11 protein-coding genes are annotated in these 11,277 nt (G+C 50.2%); 2 read left to right on the forward strand and 9 right to left on the reverse strand.

Annotated features, from left to right (window positions below; genetic code table 11):
• Positions 1-260 (forward strand): hypothetical protein (locus ACESZH_RS22890; RefSeq protein ID WP_373219347.1); only part of this gene is annotated, 260 nt, incomplete at its 5' end.
• Between the two features lie 231 nt (positions 261-491).
• On the opposite strand, the gene ACESZH_RS22895 is transcribed toward ACESZH_RS22890, so the two are convergent.
• The 4 genes from ACESZH_RS22895 to ACESZH_RS22910 form a co-directional block, all read right to left on the reverse strand.
• Positions 492-899, reverse strand: a complete 408-nt coding sequence (locus tag ACESZH_RS22895) for a hypothetical protein (RefSeq protein ID WP_373219348.1) — start codon at positions 897-899, stop codon at positions 492-494.
• Positions 900-964: 65 nt separating this feature from the next.
• A complete protein-coding gene (locus ACESZH_RS22900) occupies positions 965-1,678 on the reverse strand; it encodes a hypothetical protein (RefSeq protein WP_373219350.1) in 714 nt (237 codons plus the stop codon).
• Positions 1,653-3,539 carry a recombinase family protein gene (locus ACESZH_RS22905; RefSeq protein WP_373219352.1) on the reverse strand — a complete coding sequence of 629 codons (1,887 nt, stop codon included), beginning with the start codon at positions 3,537-3,539 and terminating at the stop codon, positions 1,653-1,655. Before ACESZH_RS22905 ends, ACESZH_RS22900 begins: the two co-directional genes overlap by 26 nt.
• Positions 3,526-4,524 (reverse strand): AAA family ATPase, encoded by a 999-nt coding sequence (locus ACESZH_RS22910; protein WP_373219354.1) that lies wholly within the window; start codon positions 4,522-4,524, stop codon positions 3,526-3,528. The genes ACESZH_RS22905 and ACESZH_RS22910 overlap by 14 nt, the downstream gene beginning before the upstream one ends.
• A 277-nt stretch (positions 4,525-4,801) precedes the next feature.
• On the opposite strand from ACESZH_RS22910, the gene ACESZH_RS22915 reads away from it, so the two are divergent.
• Positions 4,802-5,143: a helix-turn-helix domain-containing protein gene (locus ACESZH_RS22915; RefSeq protein ID WP_373219356.1), complete on the forward strand. Its 342-nt coding sequence runs from the start codon at positions 4,802-4,804 to the stop codon at positions 5,141-5,143.
• A 235-nt stretch (positions 5,144-5,378) separates the two neighbouring features.
• On the opposite strand, the gene ACESZH_RS22920 is transcribed toward ACESZH_RS22915, so the two are convergent.
• From ACESZH_RS22920 to ACESZH_RS22940, 5 genes are all read right to left on the reverse strand, one after another.
• Positions 5,379-5,702 (reverse strand): type II toxin-antitoxin system RelE/ParE family toxin, encoded by a 324-nt coding sequence (locus ACESZH_RS22920; protein ID WP_373219358.1) that lies wholly within the window; start codon positions 5,700-5,702, stop codon positions 5,379-5,381.
• Complete coding sequence (locus tag ACESZH_RS22925) at positions 5,699-5,995, reverse strand: type II toxin-antitoxin system Phd/YefM family antitoxin (protein WP_373219360.1); 297 nt, start codon at positions 5,993-5,995, stop codon at positions 5,699-5,701. Before ACESZH_RS22925 ends, ACESZH_RS22920 begins: the two co-directional genes overlap by 4 nt.
• Before the next feature lie 141 nt (positions 5,996-6,136).
• A complete protein-coding gene (locus ACESZH_RS22930; protein WP_373219362.1) occupies positions 6,137-6,523 on the reverse strand; it encodes a hypothetical protein in 387 nt (128 codons plus the stop codon).
• Positions 6,524-6,826: 303 nt separating this feature from the next.
• Complete coding sequence (locus ACESZH_RS22935) at positions 6,827-9,151, reverse strand: recombinase family protein (RefSeq protein WP_373219364.1); 2,325 nt, start codon at positions 9,149-9,151, stop codon at positions 6,827-6,829.
• 55 nt (positions 9,152-9,206) lie between these two features.
• Positions 9,207-11,216 (reverse strand): recombinase family protein, encoded by a 2,010-nt coding sequence (locus ACESZH_RS22940; RefSeq protein ID WP_373219366.1) that lies wholly within the window; start codon positions 11,214-11,216, stop codon positions 9,207-9,209.
• Between the last annotated feature and the right edge of the window lie 61 nt (positions 11,217-11,277).

Genomic DNA, 11,277 nt, shown 5'->3' on the forward strand with positions numbered 1-11,277 from the left:
AAAAGTTAAATAAAGATGATAAAAAATGGGCCTTGGACAGGACTGGTTTTAAACGTGTATCCGATGACACACCTGTTAGGGTAGACATTGGTCTTTACCCGATTTCACGTTATAATAGGCGAATCGACGCAGGTTATTTACATTTTTGCCCCATAAATATCACTTTCAAATGGGTTATGAACAAAACTCCAAGAAAAATGTACAAAACAAAAAGACCGCCGATGTACAAATCAGCGGTCATAAAAAGTTACATATCCTGAAATGTTCATTTGCGTTGGTCGCAAATGATGTTATCATTTTTTTCACGTTAAAATGCGAATGATATTATCATTTTGGGAATCCACCAAAACAGTGATACAGAAATGTACAAACACACCTCTGACGCTGCCGCGAACAGGAAAATGAACATTTACATTTATCCCATTTCACGTTATCTTACGAATGATAACATCATTTTGGCATTCCGCGCATACGGTTCCCCGGGATGAGCTTTACGCCTCCCCTTCTGCCTCGGTCGTCCTCTTCATCTCATTCAGCTCTAAAGCATCATCCAGATTGAAGTTCACAGTTTGCTGCTCCGGGAATCCAGTCCCCTGAATCCGATAGGACATCGTGTTCTTCCATTTGCAGCTTCGATATAGCAGCCTGATCAGGTCCTTGCTGTTCACATCACAGGTTTCCCGATCCTTGATTTCAGGGAGCCTGTGGGCCCCGTCGTCATCAATACCACAGCTCTGGATGGCAAGCTGCTTTTTCCTCAGATTCAGCAGAAATCGGTAGTATTCCGGGTACCCCATGATCTCCAGCGTAGTTCGATGGATGGCAATCCTCCCCGTGTCCAGATTTACAGATATTCCCGGCTTCTTTGCATCCCACAACGTGTTCACTTCTTCACTCATATTCTCATCTCCTAAAAAAGGGCGCACTTGTCCCCCGGCAAAACTCAATGCTCAAAAATAAACTGCTACTTCCGTTCTCCTGTCAGTATCCCTACTGAAATATAGCCGTCCATCTGTTGGATCTCCGTATCCGCCCTATGCTGCTCTACAGGGACACCGAAGGTATTCGCAACATCATCCGGATAATATCCCTTTCTCGTATTGACCTCGGTTTCCGCCGCATTATTATTCTGGGCGTCCTCATTAGGCATCTCGGCCACTTCCTGAGATGCCTGTTCATTTTTCTTGCGGCTCTTTCTCTCGTGAAAGATTTCTGGAACCATCAAATCAAACACATAGAGTGTCTTGCCCTCAAACTGAATGCGGTAGCCAAGTATTTTGTACCGGCAGTTCTCGTCCCATCCCATTTCCCGATAAACCAGCTCAGAGAACGGTTTGCCTACCATCTTCCTGCTTTTCCGTTTATCCGGCTTTGCGATGCACCAGCGCAGTGCGTCCTTATCATTTTCATCGCAGCCCTCCACGACGATGCGTTTCAGCTCCCTGTTGAACATCATGTGGATATATACAACGTCCTCAAGTCCCTCAATGCAGGCCGTGTTGAAGGTAACGCTGTCCTTCCGGATTGTGATGGCCGGATCTCGCAGATGGGCAAACAGCTCCTTTCGGACAATCTGGTATCCATCATAGGAGAAGCTCTGCTCCAGTTCGGCCGTCCTCTGCTCCCTGGCTGAAAGTTCTTCCTTACTTAATTCATTCATCTTCTGCTCCACTTTCATAAGAGTTCTCCCATCCTTTCATTATTATTTCTGCCTCCTGCATTAGGGTCTTCAGTTCATCCGCGGTTACCAGACTGTAGTCCTCTACTTCCTTTGCAGGGCGCAGAATATCCCAATTTCCTGCATAGTGCTCCTGAACCAGCATATTCACACAGGTAATGCTGGTAATGGCCCTGCCGAAACTATTTGTCCATGTTGCGGGGAACACCATCATTCTCTTCTTAATTATGATTTCTTCCGTATCTTCTTCAGGGCTATCCTGCTTCGGCTCCTGCGGTGGCAGAACAATCTCTTCCGTCTTAATCATCTCAGGCTCATCCAACTGGAACAGCAGCATTTCGTTTTCTCCATCGCCGATATATTCCCCACGAAAGCGATAGCGTGTTTCACTTTCCCATTCCATGATTTTGAAGAGTATTCTAGCAAGCCCCCGACAGGAGATAGCACTAATACTCCAGCGTGAATCTTTCAATCGTCCCCACCGAATTGCATTCGGATTATCCTTACTGCATGGCCGAATAGCTATGCACCTTTCAACAGTGTTGAGCAAAAGCTCTACATATTCCTGTTCTCCGAACTTTCTCAGACAGGCAGTGTTAAATCTCATTTTCCCATCGGAAATCGTCATAGCAGGATTGCTCAATGTAGAAAAAAACTGCGCCCGGACGATCTCGTAACCGGATAGATTCAGCTGAGTTCCTTCCACAATGTGGGTTTGCTCTGTTTCAAAGTCCTCGATATAGGCGCTGGATGATGCCTCCTGATAGTCTTCAGCAGAGAAGCCTGTCCAGTCCTTGTCCACTGGAACATATCCTTTCAGTACTCCATCATCCACAACACTCAACACAGGTAGGGGACGATTTTTTGCCGCATACCCCCTCGATGCTTGGAGTTGATTGGCCGCATTGAACACTTCCCTGGATACAATTGCCTCGTGATGATCCCTCCTTCTGTACTGAGTTCTATCGTTATTATTCTTTCTGGATTTATGATTCAAATAACTCGGCGTCCATGTCTTCCGGGCCAGCACATCTCCGCAGTGGCGCTCATTCTGAATTATTTTCATAATGGAGCCTGGATTCCAACTGGTGTTCCCCTGCTTCGTTTTCCGTCGGTACTCTGTCAACAAGTCAGCAATCTCCAAAAGGGAGAAGCCGTTCAGATACAGATAATAGATCACCTTAACAGTTTCAGCTTCATCCGGGTTGATGACAAGATTCCCATCTTCATCCTTGTCATATCCCAGCAATTCCGGGGTTAGAAAAATGCCCTTGGAAAAACGGTGCTCGATCGATATATTCATGATTTCAGACTTGATGTGAGATTCTTCCTGTGCGACTGCTGACAATACTGTCAGAATTATCTCACTGGTCTGATCCAATGTATACAAGTTCTCTGTTTCAAACAGCACACCTACCGGATGTTTAAGCTGCGCCAATTTTCGAACTGCACTTATTGCATCAACTGTATTTCTTGCGAATCGGGAAATGGACTTCGTAACAATCATGTCGATTTTTCCTGAGGTACAGTCATTCATCATCCGGTTAAATTCTTCACGATGCGCAAGAGAGGTTCCAGAAATACCTTCATCGGCATAAATTCCAACCAGTTCCCAGCCACGATGCTCCTTGATATACTCCTCATAGTGGTTCTTTTGGAGTTCAAATGATGAAGTCTGATTGGGATCATCCGTTGAAACACGGCAGTATGCCGCCACGCGCTTATGTGAGGTATCCTCATTCAAACTCATAATCGCTCTTGCCGGAATAACCTCGATCTCATTTTTATCTACGCCCCTATAGCGTTCTCTGATTTTCTGTTTTCTCTTTTCCGCACTCAGGCATTTCTCATTTTCCGTCATTCTGCGCTCCCTCCTCCGGCTTTAAACTCCAATACCACTGCCGCATCTTCCGATAACACCGTACTCCGACTTCCTTCCTAGTGTCCTCTGCGGTCCTATGGCTGATTCCCTCATCACTGAGGCGCATGTACATCTCTTTTGCCTTCATATCTTCGCTGGAAAGCAGTTTCTTAATTAGGTAAGCTGCCTTCTCTGTCTTTGTCTGGAATACCAACTGTTCTGAGCTTGTAGGCTGCATCAATGGACTCTCGCACTTTATCCATCGAAACCCTGTCTCTGGACGAATCTCAAACTCAATATCATTGCCCACAGGTGCGAGGCTGTTCTTAATCTGGTGAACAATTCGGATATCGCTATCCGTCATATTCCTCTCCACTTGAAGAACGCTTCGCGCCGCCGCAACAACATCAATGCTTCCAAGGCTCCGATACAGATCCTTGGAGCCTTCTTTTTTATTCAGGTGACCGATCAGAACAACAGCGCAGTCATATACAGACGCCCACATTCCAAGCCTCTGCATCAGTTTTCTCGCCCTTCCTGCAATCAACAGGTCTGAATCGTTTCCCAAATACGCCTGTATCGGGTCGATCACAACAAGCCTTGGCCTGAAGCAGATAATCGCCTGCCGTATCCGTTCATCATCAAGAGTCAGGCCACCGCACACTTCTTCATTTATGAAGGCAATATTCCGGCAATCAGCGCCACATCGTTCCAACCGGGGCTTGATTGTGTCAGCCACACTGTCCTCAGAACACTGATAAATCACACGCTGTGGTCTTCCTATTTCTTTTCCATCCGGTGTCAATCCACCGTTTGAGACTTCCGAAATCAGGCTCATCATCATCGTAGATTTCCCATCTCCGGGGTCACCCTGCAGGAGCGTAATCTTCCCGATTGCAATATACGGATACCAGAGCCAACGTACAGAAGTCGCTCTAACATCACTATATAATGTAAGTAAATTGGATTCCTCTTGTCCCTGCATGGTACCTCTCCTCTCATCGATTCACCCTTCCATTCCAGATACAAATCTTCATCTTAAGTATACTTTTTCTTTGCAGAGTTGACCGCTACCCTATATGTAGCACGTTTTCAAAAATGCCACCTGATAGGTAGCAAAAACGCCTTAGACCACAGAGCTGCTGAGAGGGTAGGTTATTGCGGTCTTAACAGTTTAAAGTTTCGTTCTATGTTGCTATGTGTTTTGTTTTGAGCTAATAATGTCATGGCTTATGCGAGTCGTCATGAATTAGGAGGTAAACATGGCCATAGATTACGCAAGCATAGGAAAACGAGTAAAGTATTACCGAACAAAAGCAAACCTTTCTCAGGAAGAACTTGGAGAAATCATCAATATTTCCCGCAAGCACATTAGCCTCATTGAAATCGGAAGCAGTACGCCCAGTCTCGATGCACTTATTGATATCGCCAACGCTCTGGGTGTCTCTGCGGACGATCTCCTTGTGGACAGCTTGAATCACCATGCGTCCACAGCAGATTCAGAGCTTCACCGCATACTGCTCGACTGCAACAAAACCGAAGAGGAAATCCTGACCAGGAATGCAAAGGAGCTCAAAGCAATCCTGTACGGATTAGGAATCTGACGCACAACTGAACAACTGTAACTAACAATAACTGCCCCGCATAAGCCAGCAGCGGCGCCCAGGTTCATCCCGGGTGCTGTCTGTGGTTAGCCGGGGCAGATACAAAAAGTCCACAAGTGCCTTTTCACCCTCCGAAATGGAAAAAAAAAGAAGCCCGCTAGCGCACCATGTGAGATTCACACAGTGCGCCAGCGGGCTGGTGTTTTGGGCTTCTTTCTTATAATCGCAGCTTAAATCAAATATACTTTTTCATTACGCGCATATAGTCCTTTTTAGCATTGAATATTGCCATTACGTTTACCTGTTTTTCCTTTTCGTCAACCAGATAAAATATCAGATATTCCTTGTAAACGGTAAACCGATATCCTGCGCTACGAATGACTCTGTCCTTTGGAATACTCCCGGCATTTGGGAAGGTATCAAGTTTTTCACATACATCTCTCAACTCGCCTACAAAACGTTTTGCTATTTCAATATCTTTGGACTGCGTAGCAATCCAGAATGCAATCTCTCGCAAATCTTGTTTTGCGGTGTCTGTCAGTCTAACCGTATAACTCATAGCTCAAGTCCATCCAATTCTGACAGGATGTCATCGAACGCATCATCCATGTTCTGTACTCTTCCGAGTTTCAGGTCATCGGCCGCCTGCGCCAAATGAGCATAAACCGCGAGTCTTGCTTCAAGCTCCATGATATAGTTCTGCTGTTCTACATAATCATCGTGACAGAGGACAACCGTGTCCTCTTTCCCATTGACTGTGATCGCCACAGGGTTTTCCCTTGACAATGCAGATATCTGAGCATAATTTGTCCTCAGATCTTTGGATGGCCTTATTGAAATTGCGCTTTTCATAACCATACCTCCTCGTCTTCGTGGTAGTCATATTATAACCCTTTTTGACCACCTTGTCAAGGCACACTCAAAAAATCAGCTTACAATCTTCACAGATACTTCCCTGCTGACCTTGATTTCGGATAAGAATTTGAATCCTTTTCAATACTTCAAGCACCGATACGCATCCGCCACAAATTGGATGACATCCACGCTCATGCTCTGGATGAACACTTTTCCCTTGATATTCTTGAGTGAATCAATCTCCCTCTTGCCCACGCATTGCCACTGCTCCAGCTCCTTAATGGAATCCACCACCGCATCGTCAATGAACGCAGCGAGCTTTGCACCTTCAACGACGCTTTGCACCGGCAACGGTACGCCGCCTTCATTCAGACTGATCACCTTTGGCTTGATGATCTCCGACAACCGCCGAAGCGCATCCTCTGGCTCCATCCTGCGGAGGTAGCCCTTCATACAACTAACCACTTTCAGTTCCAGCGGCGATTTGGCATAATCCTCTATCGACAGCCATTTCAGGTCTTTCATATTCTATAATCTCCTTCTGATTGTATATTACTCCGGGCTTTGTTTAGCTCCTGGCTATGTGTTTATCCCGGCCATCCACAACATATAACAGAATTTTGCACATAGCAAGTGGGTAGTAAAAATAATAATGTGTAGCTTGATAAAAATGTCCGTGGCTGATGTCACAAAAGCAAAAAAAGCCCCCACCGAGCGCATGACCTGAATCACACACCCGATGGGGGCTGTACCGTTATCCTCTGTTGCCGGTTCTCTACCGGCTACTGGTTTTCTATTGTTCTCATGTTTTCCCTCAGTTTTTCTCTATCAGTTACCCACACTCCCCAGTTCGATCAGCCGGAGCAGTTCTTCACCCTTCTTCCGCTTTTCCTCGGTCATGCTCTCCCGGCGCTTGGCCTTGAGCTTGTCCTTATCCTTGAGCTTCTTCCTCGTGTAGCACACGCTCCGGCCGCTGACCTTCCATTTCTCGTCCAGGAACATCACCGTGCCATCAGGGTTCGCCCTGCGGAAGCCGAGGAAACTGCTCAGGTTCCGGCTGTTACCTGTGGTGGTCAACATCACTCCGAAGTTCGTCTGGTACTCCACCGTGTCGCCCTTGACCAATCCACTCTTGATGAAAGCCGTGTAGATTCCCTTCTCGAAGTTCAGATAATCCGGTGCCGCCGCCAGCTTCTCCTCGGTGATCTTGATGTGTCCGCTCCGGGCACTGCTGCGCTTGCCGGCGATTGCTTTGCCCTCCATGTCCCGGAACAGGCTGCCCTGCACGTCCAAACCGTTGACGTTCATCTTCATTCCGGCGAAGTTCGTCTCCGGCAGCGCCTTGAGGCAGCGAACAAAGAAGTCAAAGTTCTTTCGGGCAATAGTGGTTGCACCCTGCTCCAGCTCCAAGGCATCACGCTCACTCTTGAGGTCTGCGATGCGGTCACGGATATCGTTGGCAAGCTCCTCGTAGACGGCGGCTTCGGAATCGCTGTTGATCTCATCCCCGCAGAACCATTGCGTACCCAGACCCACCGTCGAGATGCCGCTCATGATGTCCACCGGCACATCGTCCGTAGAACCATTCTCAAGGGTGTGCTTTGCCTCGGCGGTCTTTTCCAAAGCCTCGATGCGCATGGCTTCTACCTGGTTGGCCACGGTCTTGTTCAGCTTCTCCTCCAGCTCACGAATCTGCATCTCCACCGTCTGGAGCCGCTGGGTGGAGTAGCTGTTCCGACCGCTTGCCCGTTCCATCCTCTCGCAGGCGGCGGCAAACTGGCGCATCAGCCAGCTGTCATCCCCATTTGCTTCCAAATCCCGCTTGAGCCAGTACAGGTTCTCCATGAAGCTCTGCTCCAATGCGCACTCGTAGGTGGAGCCGGAGGTGCAGCCGTGGGAAGCTCCCTGTCCGTTTTTGGAGCAGCGCCATACGGGGTAGTAGTAATAATACCGTTCGCTGTACCCCTCCGGGGCGATGCCTTCGGCCGCAAGGGATCGATTGTCCGTATAGCCCGGCAGCGCATTGTTGTAGCCAATGCGGAACAGCTTCTCACCACACGTCCTTCCATGATACTCTTCGCCGCATGTGAGGTTGGTGAACACCGACGCCCTCGACCCACGGCGCTTCTGCTGCTCTTCACTATTGGACTTGGCTCTATCGTTTGCCTTTGCGCCGCGCTCCAAAAGCATGGCCTGTGCCTTGTTCCACGTCAGCCGGTCGATGATGGCAACATGGTGGTCGTTCACATAATACTTGGCCACCTCGCCGTTGTTGCGGGTTGCCTCGTGGGTCAGGAAGTTCTTGGTGACGTACTTCTGGTTCTCACAGTCGCCCACATACTTCTCATTGCGGAGGATGTACAGCACTGAATCTGCCCGCCAGATGCTGCCCTTGACCGTAGTCTTGCCCATCGCATTCAGCTCCTTTGCGATGGCGTTGGACGAGGCCCCGCAGACAAAGCGATCGAAGATGTACCGCACGATCTCTGCCTGCTCCGGGTTGATGAGCCACTCGCCGTTCGGCCCCTTGTCGTAGCCCAGCATCCGGCTCAAGTCCACCATCGCTTCGCCGCGCTGGAACTTGCGCTGGATGGACCAGCGGATGTTATCGGAAATCGACCGGGATTCATCCTGCGCCAGTGCGGAAAGGATGGTCAAAATCAGCTCGCCGGTGGCGTCAAGGGTGTCGATGTTCTCTTTCTCGAAATAGATGCCCACAGGCGGATTAAGCTGCCGGAGCTGTCGGACGCAGTCCAGAGTGTCAATGGTGTTGCGGGCAAAACGGGAGATGGATTTCGTCACGATGTAGTCCATCTTGCCGCCCAGCGCCGCCCTCATCATCTCGTTGAACTGCTTACGCTTTGCTCTGGAGGTGCCGGAAATCGCTTCGTCTGCGTAGATGCCGGCCAGCGTCCAGCCGGGCTTGCTGGTGATCAGCTGAGTGTAGAAACGCTTCTGGGTGGTGTAGGAGGTCTGCTGGCTTTCGTCTCCGGTGGAGACGCGGCAGTAGGCCGCAACCCGGAGGTTCCTCTGCTTCTTGATCTGGCCGCCGTTCTCCACAGAGCGTACCGTTGCCGGAATCACATTGATTTCCGGTTTTCTCGCTGCTTGCGCATTCTGCATTGCTTGTTCCATCTGTTCCATCTGTTCCATATAATCCTCTCTTTCTGCGGTGCTATGGCTGTACCGCTGTGTATATTACCTATCCTCACGCTCTCCGAAACTCACGCTTCGACCGCATCCGCTGGCCATCGAAGTAGTCGCTGGTGTAGCGGAAGTCCTCCACATTGGAGTACATCTCCACCTCGGTCTTCGTATCGTCAAACCAGCGGACGGTGTAATGAAGCGGGTCGTGGACGGTGATGTCTAGCGCAAAAGCTCGAACATAATCGCTGGTCAGACCGTTCAGGAAAGCCACCGTGCCCTCATGTCCTTCCAGCAGGGTCTTCATCCACTCCAGTGCCTTTTCCCGTTCCTGATAGTCCCCCTCCAGCTTCTCCCAGTAGGCTTCGAGGTCGGAAAGGTGCTGCTCCAGCTTGGCTTTCTCACCCTGGGCTTCCTGCAGGCGGGCAGTCTCAGTTTCCAGCCGCTCTCTCACCGAGGCGATTTCCTCATCCGTCACGTTGGTGTCCCCCAGCAGGTTCCGCCGAGTCTCCAGCGTATCCTTTTCGGAGATCAATCTGCGGGTGCGCTTCCCCGCTTCCGTAATGGTCACCTGCTGGGCATCGATCTGACGTTTCAGGAAGCCCCGGTCACGCTCCATGTTGTCGGTCCTCTGGACATTGTTGAGGCGAATCCATATCTGGGATACGAAATCATCCGCCTTCTGGGTGAAGGGGCAGGTGCTTTCCTCATCCTGACCGTACCGTCCGCTCATGATGTCCGCCACCGTCACATCGTCCAGCACCGGCTCTGCGACCAGGTCAAAGCGGTCGATGAATGCCTTGCGGAACATGCGGACGACCTGTTCTTCGTAGACCTTCTCAGCGTGGCAGACGTTCTTTCCGTTGTTCAGCGCCGCAGTCGGGCAAAACCAGATGCGGTTGTTATTCCCATTGCGGATATTGAAATACCGGCCACAGTGGGCGCAGGTCAGGCGGCTGGAAAAAGCGTACAGGGTCTTCTCCTTTGACCTGTTCTTGCAACGGGCTGCATTGATACTCCGCACTATCTGCACACTCTCGAACAGTTCCCGGTCAATGATGGCGGGATGGTGGTCGCGCACCATGTACTGCGGCTTCTGCCCTTCATTCTTGACCGACCGATGCGACAGGAAGTCGGGGGTGTAGGTCTTCTGGAGCAGCACATCTCCGCAGTACCGTTCAAGGCTGATTATCCTGGAGATCATGGCACCCGTCCAGCCGCACTCGATGCCCTCCTTGGTCGTACTGCGGTTCTTCGCTTTCTTCGGCTTCTTCCCCACATTGGGCGCCGGGATGTGCCTGTTGTTCAACTCCCGTGCCACATCCACATAGGGCTTTCCGTCATTGACCTCGTTGAAGATGTAGCGAATGACCTCGGCTTCTTCCTCGACGATTTCAAGGCGGCGGATCTGGTAACCGCCCTCCAGCGTTTCGATGCTGTCCTCTCCCTCCATGAAGCGGTAGCCGTAGAGGTCGATGTTCTGGGTGTGCCCCTTGGGGAACCTCTTCTGGTTGCTCCATTGGATGTTGGTGGAAATGGTGCGGGATTCTTCCTGGGCAATGGCCGCAAGGGTCGTCAGGATGAAGTTGCTGGCAGAATCCTGCGTATCGAGGTTCTCCTTTTCAAAGAGGATGGTCACATGGTTATCGTGGAGGATGTCCAGCGCAGTCATGAAGTCGCTGGTATTGCGGGCGAATCGGGAAATGGATTTGCACACGATGCGGTCGATTTTCCCCTCCTGGCAATGGCGCAGGAGCCGCCTATAGCCGGTGCGCCGCTCCTTGTTCGTGCCGGAAATGCCGTAGTCGGCATAGACACCGGCGCTCGTCCAGTCGGGATTCTGCTGAAGCAGCGAGGTGAAATACTTGTCCTGAGTCTCGTAGGAGTTCTCCTGGTCGTCGGAATCCGAGGAGACACGGATGTAAGCCGCCACCCGGAGGATGCCCTGCTTCGACACCGTTCTGGCCAGTTCCGCATTGGAGACGAAGTGATTCAAGTCCAGCTTAGGCGTGTACTGCGACTGGAACAGGGTGGAGAATTCGCTCTGCTGGTTTTCTAAGCTGTCGCCCCGCAAAATAAAGTTCCTGTCTCTTGCACAAAAACAGCGAATTATTATATCAGTTCCATAATGATGT

Source organism: Ruminococcus sp. 5_1_39BFAA (assembly GCF_964240875.1).
Classification (GTDB): domain Bacteria; phylum Bacillota; class Clostridia; order Lachnospirales; family Lachnospiraceae; genus Blautia_A.